We start from the raw sequence: 17,603 nt of genomic DNA on the forward strand, positions 1-17,603 counted from the left end.
CAGTCAGCCTCAGGCCGCCAGCGCGGTCTGGGCCACCGCATGCTCCCAGCGCGCCATCAGCTCGTCGGCGCGGTGCTTGTCCAGCGTGGGCACGAAGCGGCGCTCGGCCTTCCACAGCGCCGACAGTTCCTCGGTGCTCTGGTACACGCCGGAGGACAGGCCCGCCAGGTAGGCCGCGCCCAGGGCCGTGGTCTCCACGCAGGCCGGGCGCACGACGGGAATGCCCAGCAGGTCGGCCTGGAACTGCATGAGCAGGTTGTTGACGCAGGCGCCGCCGTCCACGCGCAGTTCGCTCACCGGCGCGCCGCCGCTGGCCACCGCGTCGCGGCTCATGGCCAGCAGCAAGGCGGCGCTCTGGAAGGCGATGGATTCCAGCGCGGCCCGCGCGATGTGGGCGATGGTGGTGCCGCGCGTCAGGCCCGTGATGGTGCCGCGCGCATCGGGCTTCCAGTAGGGGGCGCCCAGTCCCGTGAAGGCCGGCACCATCATCACGCCGCCCGAGTCGGGCACGCTCTCGGCCAGTTGCTGCACCTGGCCGCTGTGCTCGATGGCGCGCAGCCCGTCGCGCAGCCACTGGACCACGGCGCCGCCCACGAAGACGCTGCCTTCCAGCGCATAGGCCGGCGCAGCGGTGGGCTGTGCCGCAGCGGTGGTCAGCAGGCCGTTGGCAGAGGTCTGGAACACGCCGCCCGTGTGCATGAGCATGAAGCAGCCCGTGCCATAGGTGTTTTTGGCCATGCCGGCGGAAAAGCAGGCCTGGCCGAAGAGGGCGCTTTGCTGGTCGCCGGCCACGCCGCCGATGGCGATCTCGCCGCCCAGCACCTCGGCTGCCGTGCGGCCGAAATCGGCGGCGGAAGGCAGCACCTCGGGCATCAGCGCGCGCGGAATCTCCAGCAGCGCCAGCAGATCGTCGTCCCACTGGTTGGTGTGGACGTTGAACAGCATGGTGCGGCTGGCGTTGGAGACATCGGTCACATGGCGGCGCCCGCCCGTGAGCTGCCAGATCAGCCAGCTGTCCACGGTGCCGAAGGCCAGTTCGCCGCGCTCGGCGGCGGTGCGCGCGCCGTTGACGTTGTCCAGGATCCAGCGCAGCTTGGTGCCCGAGAAATAGGCGTCGATCAGCAGGCCGGTCTTGCCCTGGATGGTGTCGGCATGGCCGGCCTCGCGCAGTTGGGCGCACAGCGGCTCGGCGCGGCGGTCCTGCCAGACGATGGCGTGGTGCAGGGGCTGGCCCGTGGCGCGGTTCCAGACCACGGTGGTCTCGCGCTGGTTGGTGATGCCCAGGGCGCGGATGTCGGCCGCCGCCAGCCCGGCCTTGGCCAGGGCCTCGCGCGCCGTGGCCAGTTGGGTGCGCCAGATCTCGCGCGGATCGTGCTCCACCCAGCCGGGGCGCGGATAGATCTGCGGCAGCTCCAGCTGGGCAGAGGCCACGATGCGGCCCTGGGTGTCGAAGACGATGCTGCGCGAGCTGGAGGTGCCCTGGTCCAGGGCAAGCAGATAGGTCATGGTGCGGTATCCAGGAAAAGCAGGGCCGGTGCGCGTGTCCTGTGCGGGCGGTGGCGCAGCGGCTGCGGAAAACTTATTGCGCCACCACGCATTGCACCTCGGCTTCGCGAAGCAGTGCGTCGAAGGGCGCAGGGGGCGCGGTATCGGTGAACAGGCGGTCGATCTGGTCCAGGCGGGCCAGCTCCACCATGGCCTGGCGGTGGAACTTGCTGTGGTCGGCGGCCAGCCAGACCTCGCGCGACTGGGCAATGATGGTCTGGGCCACCTTGACCTCGCGCATGTCGAAGTCGCGCAGGCTGCCATCGGGCTCGATGGCCGAGATGCCGATCAGGGCGATGTCCACCTTGAACTGGCGTATGAAGTCCACGGCCGCCTCGCCCACGATGCCCCGGTCGCGCGTGCGCACCACGCCGCCGGCCACGATGACCTCGCAGTCGGCGTTGGAGCTGAGGATGGCCGCCACGTTGAGGTTGTTGGTGATCACGCGCAGGCCCCGGTGCTTGAGCAGGGCCTGGGCCACGGCCTCGGTGGTGGTGCCGATGTTCAGGATCAGCGAGCAGCCGTTGGGAATGGCCTCGGCCACGGCGCGCGCAATGCGCGACTTGCCTTCGGCATGCAGCACCTGGCGCTGGGGGTGGCCCAGGTTCTCGACCGTGGCGCTGGGCACGCGCACGCCGCCGTGAAAGCGCACCATCAGCCCGGCATCTGCCAGCTTCTGAATGTCGCGGCGCACGGTCTGAAGCGTCACGCCCAGGATCTCGGCCAGCTGCTCCACCGTGGTGGACTGGCGGCTGCGGACTTCGTCCAGCAGCTGTAGTTGGCGGGGGTTGGTGTTCACGGCAAATCCATCGGAGGGGCGATCGGGGGGACGGGTGGATGGTCGGGCAGTCAATCGGGCCGGGCGACGGGTTTATAGCGCATTTGACGCGGCCAGCCGTGGGCTGGGGAACTTTAAAACGAAGAAAAAGGAACAGCACCTAGGGTATGTGTTGATGGGCTGCGATCCGGAAAGAACAAAAATGAAGACGTTCGGGCCTTCAAACGCGCTTTGGAGGCCCGCCTTTCTCCTTGTTCAAATGCTGCCCCGGTGGCGGCCTCGCCAAAAGAGGGCAGTCGTGGAACTGGTGTTGGAGAGAATCAGCAAGCGTGTGGGCGGCCAGACCTGGCTGCACCCCATGCACCTGGAACTGGAAAGCCGCGCGGTGACCGTGCTGCTGGGCGCCACGCAGGCCGGCAAGACCAGCCTGATGCGCATCATGGCCGGCCTGGACGTGCCCACCGAAGGCCGGGTGCGCGTCGATGGCGTCGATGTGACCGGCATGCCCGTGCGCGAGCGCAATGTGGCCATGGTCTACCAGCAGTTCATCAACTATCCCTCGCTCACGGTGGCGGACAACATCGCCTCGCCACTGAAGCTGCGCGGCGATCGCGACGTGGCGCAGCGCGTGCGCGCCCTGGCCGAGCGGCTGCACATCGAGATGTTCCTGGACCGCTATCCGGCCGAGTTGTCGGGTGGCCAGCAGCAGCGCGTGGCCCTGGCGAGGGCGCTGGCCAAGGGCGCTCCGCTGATGCTGCTGGACGAGCCGCTGGTCAACCTCGACTACAAGCTGCGCGAGGAACTGCGCGAGGAGCTGACCCAGCTGTTCGCCACCGGCAGCTCCACCGTGGTCTATGCCACCACCGAGCCCGGCGAGGCCCTGCTGCTGGGTGGCCACACGGCCGTGCTGCACGAGGGGGAGCTGCTGCAGTACGGCCCCACGGCGGAGGTGTTCCACCGACCCAATTCGCTGCGCGTGGCGCGGGCCTTCAGCGATCCGCCCATGAACCTGGTGCCCGCGCAGGCCGTGGACACCGGGTTGGAGCTGCCCGGCGGCGCGCGGCTGCCCATGGCGCTGCCGGTGGACCTGGCCGCTGCCGGCCCCCTGACCCTGGGCCTGCGCGCCAGCGCGCTGCGCCTGCAGGCCCGGCCCGGGGATGTGGCGCTGCAAGGCGTGGTGGAACTGGCCGAGATCTCGGGGTCGGACACTTTCGTGCATGCCACCACGCCCTGGGGCGAGCTGGTGGCCCAGGTCACGGGCGTGCACCACCTGGACCTGGGCAGCGCGGTCACGCTGCACCTGGACCCGGCCCATGCCTACGTGTTCGGCACGGACGGCGCGCTGCTGCTGGCGCCGGCGCGGCCCGGAGGACGATGAGATGGCCCGCATAGAACTCGATCTGGCCCACTCCTACAAGCCGAACCCGCAGCAGGACAGCGACTATGCGCTGCTGCCGCTGAGCATGGTCTTCGAGGACGGCGGCGCCTATGCGCTGCTCGGCCCCTCGGGCTGCGGCAAGACCACCATGCTCAACATCATGTCGGGCCTGCTGGTCCCCTCGCAGGGCAAGGTGCTGTTCGACGGCCGCGACATGACGCGCGCCACGCCCCAGGAACGCAACATTGCCCAGGTGTTCCAGTTCCCGGTGATCTACGACACCATGACCGTGGCCGAGAACCTGGCCTTTCCGCTGAAGAACCGCCGCATGCCTGCCGACCGCATCCGCGCCCGCGTGGGCCAGATCGCCGAGATGCTGGAGATGAGCGGCCAGCTCGACCAGCGCGCGGCGGGCCTGTCGGCCGACGCCAAGCAGAAGATCTCGCTGGGCCGGGGCCTGGTGCGGCCCGATGTCTCGGCCGTGCTGTTCGACGAGCCGCTCACGGTGATCGACCCCCAGCTCAAGTGGCAGCTGCGCCGCAAGCTCAAGCAGATCCACCACGAGCTGCGGCTCACGCTGATCTATGTGACGCACGACCAGGTGGAGGCCTTGACCTTTGCCGATCAGGTCGTGGTCATGACGCGTGGCCGTGCCGTGCAGGTGGGCACGCCGGCCCAGCTCTTCGAGCGGCCAAGCCACGCCTTCGTCGGCCACTTCATCGGCTCGCCGGGCATGAACTTCGTGCCGCTGCAGCAGGACGGCGGCCGGCTGCTGGCCGAGGGCCAGTACCTGTCCCTGCCCGCCGCACTGGCCAGCGTGGCGCCCGGCCTGCCCCTGAGCCTGGGCATACGCCCCGAGTACCTGGCACTGGCCTCGGCCGACGCGCCCGGCGCCGTGGCCTGCACGGTGGAGCGCGTGCAGGACGTGGGCACGCACCAGCTGCTGGTGGCGCGCCTGGGCGAGCGGCTTCTCAAGCTGCGCTGCGGCGCCGACGCCTTCCTGCCCGCCGCAGGGCAGACCGTCTGGGTGCAATTGCAGGGCCCCCACACCTGCTACTACGTCAACGAGGAGCTGCAGGCATGAGCCAGACCATCAAGCCCGTCAACCAGAAGGCCTGGCTGCTGATCCTGCCGGTCATCATCTGCGTGGCCTTCTCGGCCATCATCCCGCTGATGACGGTGGTGAACTACTCGGTGCAGGACATCATCAGTCCGGACCGGCGCGTGTTCGTGGGCACGGAATGGTTTGCCCAGGTCATGCGCGACGAGGAACTGCACTCGGCCCTGCTGCGCCAGATCGGCTTTTCGCTGGCCGTGCTGCTGGTGGAGATCCCGCTGGGCATCGCCCTGGCCCTGTCCATGCCGGCCCAGGGCTGGAAGGCCTCGGCGGTGCTGGTCGTGGTCTCGCTGTCGCTGCTGATTCCGTGGAACGTGGTCGGCACCATCTGGCAGATCTACGGCCGCGCCGACATCGGCCTGCTGGGCGCGGCGCTCAACGCGCTGGGCGTGGACTACAACTACACGGGCAATGCCACCCATGCCTGGCTTACCGTGCTGGTCATGGATGTCTGGCACTGGACGCCGCTGGTGGCCCTGCTGTGCTACGCGGGCCTGCGCTCCATTCCCGACGCCTACTACCAGGCCGCGCGCATCGACGGCGCCAGCAAGTTCGCGGTGTTCCGCTACATCCAGCTGCCCAAGATGCGCGGCGTGCTGATGATCGCCGTGCTGCTGCGCTTCATGGACAGCTTCATGATCTATACCGAGCCCTTCGTGCTCACGGGCGGCGGGCCCGGCAATGCGACCACCTTCCTGTCGCAGTACCTGACGCAAAAGGCCGTGGGCCAGTTCGACCTGGGGCCGGCGGCGGCCTTCTCGCTGATCTATTTCCTCATCATCCTGCTGCTGTGCTTCATCCTCTACAACTGGATGCAGCGCGTGGGCACGGCAGACAAGGAAGGGGCAAAAGAATGATCACCACGCTCCCTTCGTTCACTGCCTCCTCGAGGGGGCTCGGCCTGCCTTGGGGTGGCCCTGCGGGAGGCCGGACATGACTGAAGACCGCCGTTTCCACAAGCGCACGCTGTTCCTCGTCGCCTACCTGCTGTTCGCCGTGCTGCCCATCTACTGGATGGTCAACATGAGCTTCAAGACCAACGAGGAGATCCTGTCGAGCTTCTCGCTGTGGCCCCAGCATTTCACCTGGGCCAACTACCAAACCATCTTCACCGACGCCTCCTGGTACTCGGGCTACATCAACAGCCTGATCTACGTGGCCATCAACACCGTGATCTCGCTGACGGTGGCGCTGCCGGCGGCCTATGCGTTCTCGCGCTACCAGTTCCTGGGCGACAAGCATGTGTTCTTCTGGCTGCTGACCAACCGCATGACGCCGCCGGCCGTCTTCCTGCTGCCCTTCTTCCAGCTCTACACCACGGTGGGCCTGATGGACACGCACATCGCCGTGGCCCTGGCCCACCTGCTGTTCAACGTGCCGCTGGCCGTCTGGATCCTGGAGGGTTTCATGAGCGGCATTCCGCGCGAGATCGACGAGACGGCCTATATCGACGGCTACTCCTTCCCGCGCTTTTTCCTCACCATCTTCCTGCCGCTGATCAAGGCCGGCGTGGGCGTGGCGGCCTTCTTCTGCTTCATGTTCAGCTGGGTGGAACTGCTGCTGGCGCGCACGCTGACCAGCGTGAACGCCAAGCCCATCGTGGCGACCATGACGCGCACCGTCTCGGCCTCGGGCATGGACTGGGCGACGCTGGCGGCGGCCGGCGTGCTGACCATCGTGCCGGGCGCCATCGTGATCTGGTTCGTGCGGCACTACATCGCCAAGGGGTTCGCCATGGGGAGGGTGTGAGGCACCCCCTGAGGCGCTTGCGCGCCTTCCCCCCGTGGCACGGCGCCTCTCTACCCGCTTCGCGGGGGAGGGGGACGACAGCCTCGGGGCGGGGCGGCCCTTCCTCGGTGTCCCTGGGCTGGGCTCTGCCGGTTTAGAGAAGCTGCGGTATTGATGCTGGATTTCTGAAAGGACTCGTCAATGTTTTCCTGGATGGCCTGGACGCTGCCGGTGGCGGTGTTCTTCAGTTGCATCGTGCTGATGCTGGTGGGCATGACGCTGTGGGAGTTGCGCAGCCCGACCGTGATGCGCAAGGGCTGGCTGCCGATGGCGACGACGCGCGGGGACCGGCTGTTCATCGGGCTGCTGCTGGCGGCCTATGTCAATCTGGCCTGGGTGGGGCTGGGCGAGAAGATGGCGCAGTGGTTCTCGCTGGAGGCCGAGCCTTCGGTGTGGATCAGTTTCGTGCTGTCCATGCTCGTGCTGGCCGTCGTGATGCGCAAAGGCTGATCACTTCATTCCATTTATCGACAGCCGGGTCCGAAGCTCCCCCGGGGCCCGCTGGTGCATGTGCATGTCGGGGAGACAGCAAGAATCTAGGAGACGGCAGATGAAACAACGACTTCACACCATCGCCCTCGCGGCGGCCCTGCTGGCGGCGGGGCAAGCGGCCTGGGCCGGAGAGGCGGAAGCCAAGAAGTGGATCGACGCGGAGTTCCAGCCCAGCACGCTGTCCAAGGACCAGCAGATGGCCGAGATGAAGTGGTTCATCGAGGCGGCCAAGAAGCTGCAGGCCAAGGGCGTCAAGGAGATCGCCGTGGTCTCCGAGACCATCACCACGCACGAGTACGAGAGCAAGACGCTGGCCAAGGCCTTCACCGAGATCACGGGCATCACCGTCAAGCACGACCTGATCCAGGAAGGCGACGTGGTCGAGAAGCTGCAGACCTCGATGCAGTCGGGCAAGTCCATCTATGACGGCTGGATCTCCGACTCCGACCTGATCGGCACGCACTACCGCTACGGCCGCATCATGAGCCTGACCGACTACATGGCCGGCGCCGGCAAGGACTTCACCAATCCGGGCCTGGATATCAAGGACTTCATCGGCACCAGCTTCACCACCGCGCCCGACGGCAAGCTCTACCAGCTGCCCGACCAGCAGTTCGCCAACCTCTACTGGTTCCGCGCCGACCTGTTCGAGCGCAAGGACCTCAAGGACAAGTTCAAGGCCAAGTACGGCTACGAGCTGGGCGTGCCGCTGAACTGGAGCGCCTACGAGGACATCGCCGAGTTCTTCACCAACGACGTCAAGCAGATCGACGGCAAGCCTGTCTACGGCCACATGGACTACGGCAAGAAGGACCCCTCGTTGGGCTGGCGCTTCACCGATGCCTGGCTGTCCATGGCCGGCGCGGCCGACAAGGGCATTCCCAACGGCATGCCCGTCGATGAATGGGGTATCCGCGTGGCCGACGACAAGTGCACGCCCGTGGGCGCCTCGGTCTCGCGCGGGGGCGCCACCAACTCGCCGGCCGCCGTGTTCGCGCTCACCAAGTACGTGGACTGGATGAAGAAATACGCGCCCAAGGAAGCCATGGGCATGACCTTCGGCGAGTCCGGCCCCGTGCCGGCCCAGGGCCATATCGCGCAGCAGATCTTCTGGTACACCGCCTTCACGGCCGACATGACCAAGCCCGGCCTGCCCGTGGTCAATGCCGACGGCACGCCCAAATGGCGCATGGCGCCCGGCCCCAACGGGCCGTACTGGAAGGACGGCATGCAAAACGGCTACCAGGACGTGGGCAGCTGGACCTTCTTCAAGGACCATGACGCCAACCGCACGGCCGCCGCCTGGCTCTACGCGCAGTTCGTCACCGCCAAGACCACCAGCCTCAAGAAGACCATCGTCGGCCTGACGCCCATCCGCGAAAGCGACATCCGCTCCAAGGCCATGACCGACATGGCGCCCAAGCTCGGCGGCCTGGTCGAGTTCTACCGCAGCCCCGCCCGCGTGGCCTGGACGCCCACCGGCAACAACGTGCCCGACTACCCCAAGCTGGCCCAGCTGTGGTGGAAGAACGTGGCCCAGGCCGTCACCGGCGAGAAGACGCCCCAGGGCGCCATGGACAACCTGGCCGAGGAAATGGACCAGGTCATGGCCCGCCTGCAGCGCGCAGGCATGGCGCACTGCGCGCCCAAGCTCAACCCCAAGGGCGACCCGGCCAAGTGGCTCAGCGACAAGCAGGCGCCGTGGAAGAAGCTGGCCAATGAAAAGCCCAAGGGCGAGACGATTGCGTATGACACGCTGCTCAATGCCTGGAAAAACGGAAAAGTTCGATAAGCACCCCCTGAGGCGCTGACGCGCCTTCCCCCGTATGCACGGCGCCCTCTCTCGCTTCGCGGGAGGGGGACGACGCCCTCGCCGCGAGGCGGCTCTTGCCCGGCGTCCCTGAGTTGGGCCGTGTCGGTTTTGGACGGCATGCCCTGTGCTGGCATCGCAGTCCATCGTTGGGGCGTCCTGGGTCGCCAAAAACACAAAACGAAAGATAGCGAAGAAAAAAATACAAAAACGAGCGAAAATAGCGGGAAACCCGATTCCGTCCCCTTCGCATTGGGCGCAGGCGTGGCGTCCCGGGTGCTGACATGGCGGCTACATGGCGCCCTGTTAACTTGCCCCACATTCCTTCGTCGAAGATCCATGTCCCTCGCTGCTTCCCCTCTGCCCACCGGCCGCGCCGCCCTGCTGGAACGCCTGGCCCAGCCTGAAACCTACGATCTGGCCATCATCGGCGGCGGTGCCACCGGCCTGGGCGTGGCCCTGGACGCGGCGGCGCGCGGGTTCAAGGTCGTGCTGGTGGAGTCGCATGACTTCGCCAAGGGCACGTCCTCACGTGCCACCAAGCTGGTCCATGGTGGCGTGCGCTACCTGGCGCAGGGCAACATCGCCCTGGTGCGGGAAGCGCTGCATGAGCGCACCACGCTGCTGCACAACGCGCCCCACCTGGCGCAGCCGCTGGCCTTCGTCATGCCGTCCTACAAGCTGCTGGACACGCCGTTCTATGGCATCGGCCTCAAGATGTATGACGCGCTGGCCGGCAAGGCAGGCCTGGGCGCCACGGAATTCCTCTCGCGCTCCAGCACCGTGAAGTGCCTGCCCACCGTGCGGCAGCAGGGCCTCAAGGGCGGCGTCAAATACTGGGACGGCCAGTTCGACGATGCCCGCCTGGCGCTGGCGCTGGCCCGCACGGCCGCTGCCAAGGGCGCGCTGCTGGTCAACTACTGCCCCGCACGTGAATTGCTGCACGAAGGCGGCAAGGTCGCCGGCCTGATCTGCGAAGACTCGGAATCCGGCCAGCGCTTCACGCTGCGCGCCAAGTGCGTGGTCAACGCCACCGGCCCCTGGGTGGACCTGTTCCGCCAGCAGGACGCCGAGGCCCAGGGCCGTCCCGTCAAGCCCATGGTCGCGCCCAGCCAGGGCGTGCACGTGGTCGTGGACCGCGACTTCCTGCCCAGCGACCATGCCCTGCTCGTGCCCAAGACGGCCGATGGCCGCGTGCTCTTTGCCGTGCCCTGGCTGGGCAAGGTCATCCTGGGCACCACCGACACGCCGCGCAACGACCTGGCGCGCGAACCCCTGCCTTTCCCCGAAGAACTGGACTTCATCCTCACCGAGGCAGGCCGCTACCTCACGCGCCAGCCCACGCTGGCCGACGTGCGCAGCATGTGGGTGGGCCTGCGCCCGCTGGTCAAGCCCCAGGACGACGATGGCGAAAACACCAAGAAGATCAGCCGCGAGCACACCGTCATGTCCAGCCGCACCGGCCTGGTGACCGTCACGGGCGGCAAGTGGACCACCTACCGCGCCATGGCCGAAGACGTGCTCTCCGAATGCTTTGCCATCGGCCGCCTGCCGCACCGCCCCGGTGGTGTCACGGCCCGCCTGCCGCTGGCCGGCGCCCCGGCCGAGTCCGCCGTGCACCACCGCATGAACCAGATCCAGGGCCTGCATTCCTACGGCACGGAAGCCTCGGCGGTGCAGGCGTTGCCGGGCAACGACGAATGGCTGGCCGACGGCCTGAACGAAGCCATGGTGCGCTTTGCCGCGCGCTTCGAGTACGCGCGCACCGTGGAAGACATGCTGGCGCGCCGCAGCCGCCTGCTGTTCCTCGATGCGCGCAAGGCCGCCGAGGTGGCCCCGCGCGTGGCGGCCATCCTCCAGGAGGAGCTGGGACACGACGCCGGCCTGGCGGGCTTCATGCCGCTGGCGGCGCAGTACCTGCCTGCCTGATCCTGTCCATCTCCATGCACAACGCCCTGCAACGCAGGGCGTTGTGCTTTCTGCGTAAGACGCTTGCGCCACGCGTGATTGTCAAAATTGATGAATATATGTATTCGATTGGTTTTATGAATGAGAATGCGATTCATGGCGCCCAGCTTCGGTGCCAGTGAACAGCAGCCAGCACAAGGCTGACGAGGGAGGGAAGCAAAAAGAAAGCGCTTGAAAGTGCGTTTTCCGCAGGGCAAGGGCCGCGCCCAAGCCCGACGCGGTGGCCCCAAAGCCGCTGCGCGGTCTGTGCCGTCGTCGGCGCGGTCCGTCCGCAGCCAACAATTGCGTTGAGTCTGCCACCCTTTGCCGAGCCCGCGTGGCTCGGCTTTTTTATGGGCGTCTCCGGTGGCATGGGCCGATCGGGAGGCCCGGGCGGCCCCTCGGTTGCCGGCGCCCTTGTGGGCGTTGCGCAACGCTGCCGGGCAGGGGCGGGAAAAGTCGCTAAGGGTTTGACGCGCAAAGGAATTTCTGGGACAATCCCATGCTTCACGTGAAAATCGTGAAGTTATCTGCCCAGTGGAAGCGCCGAGAAATGGTTTTCGGCGTGGACGACGGGCCCAAGACTGACTGGCTGCTCGCGGCCCTTGAGAAGACTCTGGGGCTGTCGGGTGTTTGCTGGAGCAAGTTGGGAATATTGAAATGATCCAAACAGAATCTCGGTTAGAGGTTGCCGACAACACCGGCGCGAAGTCTGTTCAGTGCATCAAGGTGCTGGGCGGTTCTCATCGTCGCTATGCGAGTGTTGGTGACATCATCAAGGTGAGCATCAAGGAAGCTGCACCGCGTGGACGCGTCAAAAAAGGCGAGGTCTACAGCGCGGTCGTGGTGCGCACGGCGAAGGGTATTCGCCGCGCTGATGGCTCGCTCGTCAAGTTCGACGGCAATGCCGCCGTGCTGCTGAACGCCAAGCTGGAGCCTATCGGCACCCGCATCTTTGGCCCCGTGACTCGTGAACTGCGCAACGAAAAGTTCATGAAGATCGTGTCCCTGGCACCTGAAGTTCTCTAAAGGAAGCACCATGAACAAGATTCGCAAGGGCGACCAAGTCATCGTGCTGACCGGCCGTGACAAGGGCAAGCAAGGCGTGGTCTCGGCTCGCAAGGACGACTCCCACCTGCTGATCGACGGCATCAACCTGGTGAAGAAGCACGTCAAGCCGAACCCCATGAAGGGCACCACCGGCGGCATCGTGGAAAAGGCCATGCCTATCCACCAATCCAACGTGGCCATCTTCAATGCAGCGACCGGCAAGGCCGATCGCGTGGGCATCAAGGTGCAAGCCGACGGCACGCGCGTTCGCGTGTTCAAGTCCAACGGCGCCGAAATCAAGGCGGCCTAAGGGGTAACACATGGCACGACTGCAAAAACTGTATCGCGAAAAGATCGCGGCTGAACTGAAGGAAAAGTTCGGCTACACCTCCACCATGGAAGTGCCCCGCCTGACCAAGATCACCCTGAACATGGGTGTGAGCGAAGCCGTGGCCGACAAGAAGGTGATGGACAACGCCGTGGCCGACCTGACCAAGATTGCTGGTCAGAAGCCCGTGGTGACCAAGGCCAAGAAGGCTATCGCCGGCTTCAAGATCCGCGAAGGCCAGGCCATCGGCTGCATGGTGACCCTGCGTGGCGTTCAGATGTATGAATTCCTGGATCGTTTCGTCACCGTGGCTCTGCCCCGCGTGCGTGACTTCCGTGGTATCTCCGGCCGTTCGTTCGACGGTCGCGGCAACTACAACGTCGGCGTCAAGGAACAGATCATCTTCCCCGAAATCGAGTACGACAAGGTGGACGCTCTGCGTGGTCTGAACATCAGCATCACGACTACGGCAAAGACCGACGACGAGTGCAAGGCACTGCTCGCCGCTTTCCGTTTCCCCTTCAAGAACTGAGGTGGCGCATGGCTAAAGTTGCATTGATTCAGCGCGAACTCAAGCGCGAAAAGCTGGCGGCCAAGTACGCTGCCAAGTACGCAGAACTGAAGGCGATCGCCGCTGACGCAAAGCGCAGCGACGAAGAGCGCGACGCCGCTCGCCTGGGCCTGCAGAAGCTGCCCCGTAACGCGAACCCCACTCGCCAGCGCAACCGCTGCGAGATCACGGGTCGTCCCCGTGGCACCTTCCGTCAATTCGGTCTGGGCCGCGCCAAGATCCGTGAACTGGCCTTCGCTGGCGACATCCCCGGTGTCACCAAGGCCAGCTGGTAAGCAAGCAGGAGAGATTAAACATGAGCATGAGTGATCCCATCGCTGACTTGCTGACCCGCATCCGCAATGCACAAATGGTCTCCAAGACCACCGTGACGGCTCCTTCCTCCAAGGTCAAGGTTGCCATCGCCCAGGTGCTGAAGGATGAAGGCTACATCGACGGCTTCCAAGTGAAGACCGACGCTGGCAAGTCCGAACTCGAAATTACCCTGAAGTACTACGCCGGCCGTCCGGTGATCGAGCGCATCGAGCGCGTGAGCCGTCCCGGCCTGCGCGTGTACAAGGGCCGCGACGCAATCCCCCAGGTCATGAACGGTCTGGGCGTGGCCATCGTCACCACTCCCAAGGGCGTGATGACGGATCGCAAGGCACGCGCCACCGGCGTGGGCGGCGAAGTGCTGTGCTACGTGGCCTAACGGACATTAAGGAGAAATACTGAAATGTCTCGCGTAGCAAAGACTCCCGTGGCCATCCCCGCAGGCGTGGATGTGTCCATCAAGGCTGACCAGATCAATGTGAAGGGCACCGGCGGCACGCTGTCGCTGGCCCAGAACGTTCTGGTGAAGATCTCCAACAACGAAGGCAAGCTGTCTTTCGAGCCCGTCAACGACTCGCGCGAAGCCAACGCCATGAGCGGCACCATGCGTCAGCTGGTGAACAACATGGTGGTGGGCGTGAGCAAGGGCTTCGAGAAGAAGCTGTCGCTGGTCGGCGTGGGCTTCAAGGCTTCGGCCTCTGGCGCCAAGCTGAACCTCGCGATCGGCTATTCGCACCCGGTGAACTTCGAAATGCCGGCCGGCATCACTGTTGCCACCCCCACGCCCACGGAAATCGTGGTCAAGGGTGCTGACCGCCAGGCCGTTGGCCAACTGGCTGCTGAGATCCGTGCCGTTCGTCCTCCCGAGCCCTACAAGGGCAAGGGCATCCGTTACTCGGATGAGAAGGTCGTGATCAAAGAGACCAAGAAGAAGTAAGGAGCTGCATTATGTTGACCAAGAAAGAGCAGCGTCTCCGTCGTGCCCGCCAGACCCGCATCCGCATTGCACAGCAAGGCGTGGCACGTCTGAGCGTGAACCGTACGAACCTCCACATCTACGCAAGCGTGGTGTCGGAAGACGGCACCAAGGTGCTGGCTTCGGCCTCGACTGCCGAAGCCGAAGTGCGCACCCAACTGGGCGCCATCGGCAAGGGTGGCAACGTGGCTGCCGCTACGCTGATCGGCAAGCGCATTGCCGAGAAGGCCAAGGCTGCAGGCGTGGAGAAAGTGGCTTTCGATCGCGCTGGTTTCGCATACCACGGCCGCGTGAAGGCTTTGGCAGAAGCCGCTCGTGAAGCCGGCCTGCAGTTCTAAGCGGAGCGGATAGAAATGGCAAAGTTTTCTCCCAAGGTGCAAGACGAAGGTCGTGACGACGGTCTGCGCGAAAAAATGATCGCGGTGAACCGCGTCACCAAGGTTGTGAAGGGCGGTCGTATCCTCGGCTTCGCTGCACTGACCGTGGTTGGCGACGGTGATGGCCGTGTTGGCATGGGCAAGGGCAAGTCCAAGGAAGTGCCTGCAGCCGTGCAAAAGGCGATGGAAGAATCCCGTCGCAACATGATCAAGGTGTCCCTGAAGAACGGCTCGATCCATCACACCGTGATGGGTCAGCATGGCGCAGCATCCGTGATGCTGAACCCCGCTCCCAAGGGTACCGGCATCATCGCCGGCGGCCCGATGCGCGCCGTCTTCGAAGTGCTGGGCATCACCGACATCGTGGCCAAGAGCCATGGCTCGTCGAATCCCTACAACATGGTCCGCGCGACTTTTGACGCTCTGAAGAACTCCACGACCCCTTCGGAAGTGGCAGCCAAGCGCGGCAAGTCGGTTGAAGACATCTTCACCGCCTGATCGGAGTCAATCACATGACAACGCAACAAACCGTGAAGGTGCAACTGGTGCGCAGCCCCATTGGCACCAAGGAATCGCACCGCGCCACCGTCCGTGGCCTGGGCCTGCGCAAGCTGAATAGCATCAGCGAACTGCAGGACACGCCTGCTGTGCGCGGCATGATCAACAAGATCAGCTATCTGGTCAAAGTCCTCTGAAAGGATTGATGATGGAACTCAATAGCATCAAGCCTGCAGCAGGTGCCAAGCATGCCAAGCGCCGTGTCGGCCGCGGCATCGGCTCCGGCCTGGGCAAGACTGCCGGCCGTGGTCACAAGGGCCAGAAGTCGCGTTCGGGTGGCTACCACAAGGTGGGCTTCGAAGGCGGTCAAATGCCTCTGCAGCGCCGTCTGCCCAAGCGTGGCTTCAAGTCGCATCTGCTGAAGTTCAACGCAGAAGTGACCCTGTCCGCTCTGGAACAGCTGGGCCTGGCCGAAGTCGATCTGGCAGCTCTGAAGCAAGCCGGTCTGGTTGGTGAAATCGCAAAGGTGGTCAAGATCATCAAGAGCGGTGAAATCAGCAAGGCTGTCAAGCTCAACGGCATCGGCGCTACCGCCGGCGCCAAGGCTGCCATCGAAGCTGCCGGCGGCAGCATCGCCTGATTAATGATCTGAAAGAAGACATCCGTGGCTACTAGCGCAGCTCAAATTGCAAAAACCGGAAAATTCGGCGATCTTCGCCGCCGTCTGGTTTTTCTGTTGCTCGCGCTGGTCGTTTACCGCATCGGGGCTCATATCCCCGTGCCGGGCATCGATCCAGCGCAGCTGCAGCAGCTGTTCAATGGCCAGCAGGGCGGCATTCTCAATCTGTTCAACATGTTCTCGGGTGGGGCGCTGTCGCGCTTCACGGTGTTCGCACTGGGGATCATGCCGTACATCTCGGCATCGATCATCATGCAGCTCATGACCTATGTGGTCCCTACATTCGAGCAGCTGAAAAAGGAAGGTGAATCGGGTCGTCGCAAGATCACCCAGTACACCCGCTATGGCACTCTGGGCCTGGCGATTTTTCAGTCCCTGGGAATTGCCGTGGCTCTGGAAAGCTCCGCAGGTCTGGTTCTGAGCCCCGGTTTCGGCTTCCGCCTCACGGCGGTGGTCAGCCTGACGGCCGGCACCATGTTCCTGATGTGGCTCGGTGAACAGATCACGGAACGTGGTCTGGGCAACGGCATTTCGATCCTCATCTTTGGAGGTATCGCCGCAGGTCTGCCGAGCTCCATCGGTGGTCTGCTGGAGCTGGTGCGCACCGGTGCCATGAGCATCCTGGCCGCGATCTTCATCGTTCTCGTGGTGGCAGCCGTGACGTACTTCGTCGTGTTTGTCGAGCGGGGACAGCGCAAGATCCTGGTGAACTATGCGCGTCGTCAGGTGGGTAACAAGGTGTATGGCGGTCAGTCTTCGCACTTGCCGCTGAAGCTGAACATGGCGGGGGTCATTCCTCCCATCTTCGCTTCCTCGATCATCTTGCTGCCGGCGACCGTTGTGAACTGGTTCAGTGCAGGGGAATCCATGCGCTGGCTGAAGGACATTGCTAGCACGCTGACCCCCGGTCAGCCGATCTATGTGATGCTCTACGCCACCGCCATCATCTTCTTCTGCTTCTTCTACACGGCCCTGGTGTTCAACAGCCGGGAAACCGCCGACAACCTGAAGAAGAGTGGTGCCTTCATCCCCGGGATCCGTCCCGGTGACCAGACGGCCCGCTACATTGACAAGATCCTGGTTCGCCTGACCCTGGCTGGTGCGGTGTACATCACATTCGTGTGCTTGTTGCCCGAGTTCCTGATCCTGAAGTACAACGTCCCGTTCTACTTCGGTGGTACATCACTGCTGATTATTGTGGTGGTGACCATGGACTTCATGGCCCAGGTGCAGAACTACATGATGTCGCAACAGTACGAATCGCTCCTCAAAAAGGCGAACTTCAAAGCGACACTTGGCAATTGAACTAAGTGATGGGCCTGGCCGGCGGTGCCGGCGGGTCCAGTAAGAGTTAGTAGACGCCCATTCGATCTATCCATCGCGGGCATGTTTCCCGGTCGATAGGCCGTAACGGATGTAGAGTTTTAGGAGAATGAAATGAGAGTTTCGGCTTCGGTCAAAAAAATCTGCCGTAACTGCAAGATCATCCGCCGCAAGGGTGTGGTGCGAGTGATCTGCACGGACCAGCGCCACAAGCAGCGCCAGGGTTGATAGGAAAGTTTGAGGACGAATAATGGCACGTATCGCTGGCATTAACATCCCGCCGCATCAGCACGCTGAAATCGGCCTGACCGCTATCTATGGGATCGGTCGCACCACTGCACGCAAGATCTGCGAAGCCGCTGGCATCGCATATTCCAAGAAAATCAAGGAACTGACTGACGGCGATCTGGAAAAGATCCGCGATCAGCTGACTTCCCTGACGCTGGAAGGTGATCTGCGTCGCGAAACAACGATGAACATCAAGCGTTTGATGGACATCGGTTGCTATCGCGGTTTCCGTCATCGTCGTGGCCTGCCCATGCGTGGTCAGCGTACCCGCACGAATGCACGTACCCGCAAGGGTCCGCGCAAGGGTGCCGCGGCTTTGAAGAAATAAAGAGATTGAAAGATCACT

At 64.2% G+C, this 17,603-nt stretch carries 22 protein-coding genes; 20 read left to right on the top strand and 2 right to left on the bottom strand.

Going from position 1 to position 17,603, the window contains the following annotated elements; all coding sequences use genetic code 11:
* Positions 1-9: 9 nt before the first annotated feature.
* Together glpK and ACF8NF_RS06180 are read right to left on the bottom strand one after the other, a co-directional pair.
* The gene (glpK, locus tag ACF8NF_RS06175; protein WP_047217912.1) at positions 10-1,506 is read right to left on the bottom strand and encodes a glycerol kinase GlpK; all 1,497 of its coding nucleotides are present in this window, start codon (positions 1,504-1,506) and stop codon (positions 10-12) included.
* 73 nt (positions 1,507-1,579) lie between these two features.
* Entirely contained in the window at positions 1,580-2,344 is a 765-nt protein-coding gene (locus ACF8NF_RS06180) for a DeoR/GlpR family DNA-binding transcription regulator (protein ID WP_016452008.1), read from the bottom strand.
* A 277-nt stretch (positions 2,345-2,621) separates the two neighbouring features.
* Between ACF8NF_RS06180 and ACF8NF_RS06185 the strand changes: the two genes are divergently transcribed.
* The 20 genes from ACF8NF_RS06185 (at position 2,622) to rpsM (ending at position 17,585) form a co-directional block, all read left to right on the top strand.
* Positions 2,622-3,701 (top strand): ABC transporter ATP-binding protein, encoded by a 1,080-nt coding sequence (locus ACF8NF_RS06185; RefSeq protein ID WP_047326321.1) that lies wholly within the window; start codon positions 2,622-2,624, stop codon positions 3,699-3,701.
* A gap of 1 nt (position 3,702) precedes the next feature.
* Positions 3,703-4,785 (top strand): ABC transporter ATP-binding protein, encoded by a 1,083-nt coding sequence (locus tag ACF8NF_RS06190; protein ID WP_016449167.1) that lies wholly within the window; start codon positions 3,703-3,705, stop codon positions 4,783-4,785.
* Entirely contained in the window at positions 4,782-5,675 is an 894-nt protein-coding gene (locus ACF8NF_RS06195; protein ID WP_016452005.1) for a carbohydrate ABC transporter permease, read from the top strand. The genes ACF8NF_RS06190 and ACF8NF_RS06195 overlap by 4 nt, the downstream gene beginning before the upstream one ends.
* A gap of 76 nt (positions 5,676-5,751) precedes the next feature.
* Positions 5,752-6,567 (top strand): carbohydrate ABC transporter permease, encoded by an 816-nt coding sequence (locus ACF8NF_RS06200; RefSeq protein WP_013804448.1) that lies wholly within the window; start codon positions 5,752-5,754, stop codon positions 6,565-6,567.
* 180 nt (positions 6,568-6,747) lie between these two features.
* Positions 6,748-7,056, top strand: coding sequence for a DUF2160 domain-containing protein (locus tag ACF8NF_RS06205; protein ID WP_016449169.1), 309 nt, complete (start codon positions 6,748-6,750; stop codon positions 7,054-7,056).
* Between the two features lie 100 nt (positions 7,057-7,156).
* The gene (locus ACF8NF_RS06210) at positions 7,157-8,890 is read left to right on the top strand and encodes an ABC transporter substrate-binding protein (RefSeq protein ID WP_016449170.1); all 1,734 of its coding nucleotides are present in this window, start codon (positions 7,157-7,159) and stop codon (positions 8,888-8,890) included.
* A 357-nt stretch (positions 8,891-9,247) separates the two neighbouring features.
* Entirely contained in the window at positions 9,248-10,837 is a 1,590-nt protein-coding gene (locus ACF8NF_RS06215; RefSeq protein WP_392450268.1) for an FAD-dependent oxidoreductase, read from the top strand.
* 678 nt (positions 10,838-11,515) lie between these two features.
* Positions 11,516-11,884 (top strand): 50S ribosomal protein L14, encoded by a 369-nt coding sequence (gene rplN / locus ACF8NF_RS06220; RefSeq protein WP_016449173.1) that lies wholly within the window; start codon positions 11,516-11,518, stop codon positions 11,882-11,884.
* Positions 11,885-11,894: 10 nt separating this feature from the next.
* Positions 11,895-12,215, top strand: coding sequence for a 50S ribosomal protein L24 (gene rplX, locus ACF8NF_RS06225; RefSeq protein WP_016449174.1), 321 nt, complete (start codon positions 11,895-11,897; stop codon positions 12,213-12,215).
* A gap of 10 nt (positions 12,216-12,225) precedes the next feature.
* Entirely contained in the window at positions 12,226-12,765 is a 540-nt protein-coding gene (gene rplE, locus ACF8NF_RS06230) for a 50S ribosomal protein L5 (RefSeq protein ID WP_016449175.1), read from the top strand.
* Between the two features lie 8 nt (positions 12,766-12,773).
* Complete coding sequence (rpsN, locus tag ACF8NF_RS06235) at positions 12,774-13,079, top strand: 30S ribosomal protein S14 (RefSeq protein ID WP_012202967.1); 306 nt, start codon at positions 12,774-12,776, stop codon at positions 13,077-13,079.
* A gap of 20 nt (positions 13,080-13,099) precedes the next feature.
* Complete coding sequence (rpsH, locus tag ACF8NF_RS06240; RefSeq protein ID WP_016449176.1) at positions 13,100-13,495, top strand: 30S ribosomal protein S8; 396 nt, start codon at positions 13,100-13,102, stop codon at positions 13,493-13,495.
* A 24-nt stretch (positions 13,496-13,519) separates the two neighbouring features.
* Positions 13,520-14,053, top strand: coding sequence for a 50S ribosomal protein L6 (gene rplF, locus ACF8NF_RS06245; RefSeq protein WP_016449177.1), 534 nt, complete (start codon positions 13,520-13,522; stop codon positions 14,051-14,053).
* Between the two features lie 11 nt (positions 14,054-14,064).
* The gene (gene rplR, locus ACF8NF_RS06250; RefSeq protein ID WP_012202970.1) at positions 14,065-14,430 is read left to right on the top strand and encodes a 50S ribosomal protein L18; all 366 of its coding nucleotides are present in this window, start codon (positions 14,065-14,067) and stop codon (positions 14,428-14,430) included.
* A gap of 15 nt (positions 14,431-14,445) precedes the next feature.
* Positions 14,446-14,967, top strand: coding sequence for a 30S ribosomal protein S5 (gene rpsE / locus ACF8NF_RS06255; RefSeq protein WP_016449178.1), 522 nt, complete (start codon positions 14,446-14,448; stop codon positions 14,965-14,967).
* A gap of 14 nt (positions 14,968-14,981) precedes the next feature.
* Entirely contained in the window at positions 14,982-15,164 is a 183-nt protein-coding gene (gene rpmD / locus ACF8NF_RS06260; RefSeq protein ID WP_012202972.1) for a 50S ribosomal protein L30, read from the top strand.
* Between the two features lie 11 nt (positions 15,165-15,175).
* A complete protein-coding gene (gene rplO / locus ACF8NF_RS06265) occupies positions 15,176-15,607 on the top strand; it encodes a 50S ribosomal protein L15 (protein WP_016449179.1) in 432 nt (143 codons plus the stop codon).
* Between the two features lie 24 nt (positions 15,608-15,631).
* Positions 15,632-16,951, top strand: a complete 1,320-nt coding sequence (gene secY, locus ACF8NF_RS06270; protein WP_012202974.1) for a preprotein translocase subunit SecY — start codon at positions 15,632-15,634, stop codon at positions 16,949-16,951.
* A 132-nt stretch (positions 16,952-17,083) separates the two neighbouring features.
* Entirely contained in the window at positions 17,084-17,197 is a 114-nt protein-coding gene (gene rpmJ / locus ACF8NF_RS06275; protein ID WP_003050535.1) for a 50S ribosomal protein L36, read from the top strand.
* 22 nt (positions 17,198-17,219) lie between these two features.
* On the top strand, positions 17,220-17,585 hold the full coding sequence (gene rpsM, locus ACF8NF_RS06280) for a 30S ribosomal protein S13 (RefSeq protein WP_012202975.1): 366 nt from the start codon (positions 17,220-17,222) through the stop codon (positions 17,583-17,585).
* Positions 17,586-17,603 lie beyond the last annotated feature (18 nt).

The sequence above is a fragment of the Delftia sp. WSY_22 genome (assembly GCF_043104185.1).
Lineage (GTDB): Bacteria > Pseudomonadota > Gammaproteobacteria > Burkholderiales > Burkholderiaceae_C > Comamonas > Comamonas tsuruhatensis.

Bases quoted from the DNA above. Each gene is read 5' to 3' on its own strand.
- glpK (WP_047217912.1), bottom strand. From the start codon at position 1,506: ATGACCTATCTGCTTGCCCTGGACCAGGGCACCTCCAGCTCGCGCAGC.
- ACF8NF_RS06190 (WP_016449167.1), top strand. From the start codon at position 3,703: ATGGCCCGCATAGAACTCGATCTGGCCCACTCCTACAAGCCGAACCCG.
- ACF8NF_RS06195 (WP_016452005.1), top strand. From the start codon at position 4,782: ATGAGCCAGACCATCAAGCCCGTCAACCAGAAGGCCTGGCTGCTGATC.
- ACF8NF_RS06200 (WP_013804448.1), top strand. From the start codon at position 5,752: ATGACTGAAGACCGCCGTTTCCACAAGCGCACGCTGTTCCTCGTCGCC.
- ACF8NF_RS06205 (WP_016449169.1), top strand. From the start codon at position 6,748: ATGTTTTCCTGGATGGCCTGGACGCTGCCGGTGGCGGTGTTCTTCAGT.
- ACF8NF_RS06210 (WP_016449170.1), top strand. From the start codon at position 7,157: ATGAAACAACGACTTCACACCATCGCCCTCGCGGCGGCCCTGCTGGCG.
- ACF8NF_RS06215 (WP_392450268.1), top strand. From the start codon at position 9,248: ATGTCCCTCGCTGCTTCCCCTCTGCCCACCGGCCGCGCCGCCCTGCTG.
- rplN (WP_016449173.1), top strand. From the start codon at position 11,516: ATGATCCAAACAGAATCTCGGTTAGAGGTTGCCGACAACACCGGCGCG.
- rplX (WP_016449174.1), top strand. From the start codon at position 11,895: ATGAACAAGATTCGCAAGGGCGACCAAGTCATCGTGCTGACCGGCCGT.
- rplE (WP_016449175.1), top strand. From the start codon at position 12,226: ATGGCACGACTGCAAAAACTGTATCGCGAAAAGATCGCGGCTGAACTG.
- rpsN (WP_012202967.1), top strand. From the start codon at position 12,774: ATGGCTAAAGTTGCATTGATTCAGCGCGAACTCAAGCGCGAAAAGCTG.
- rpsH (WP_016449176.1), top strand. From the start codon at position 13,100: ATGAGCATGAGTGATCCCATCGCTGACTTGCTGACCCGCATCCGCAAT.
- rplF (WP_016449177.1), top strand. From the start codon at position 13,520: ATGTCTCGCGTAGCAAAGACTCCCGTGGCCATCCCCGCAGGCGTGGAT.
- rplR (WP_012202970.1), top strand. From the start codon at position 14,065: ATGTTGACCAAGAAAGAGCAGCGTCTCCGTCGTGCCCGCCAGACCCGC.
- rpsE (WP_016449178.1), top strand. From the start codon at position 14,446: ATGGCAAAGTTTTCTCCCAAGGTGCAAGACGAAGGTCGTGACGACGGT.
- rpmD (WP_012202972.1), top strand. From the start codon at position 14,982: ATGACAACGCAACAAACCGTGAAGGTGCAACTGGTGCGCAGCCCCATT.
- rplO (WP_016449179.1), top strand. From the start codon at position 15,176: ATGGAACTCAATAGCATCAAGCCTGCAGCAGGTGCCAAGCATGCCAAG.
- rpmJ (WP_003050535.1), top strand. From the start codon at position 17,084: ATGAGAGTTTCGGCTTCGGTCAAAAAAATCTGCCGTAACTGCAAGATC.
- rpsM (WP_012202975.1), top strand. From the start codon at position 17,220: ATGGCACGTATCGCTGGCATTAACATCCCGCCGCATCAGCACGCTGAA.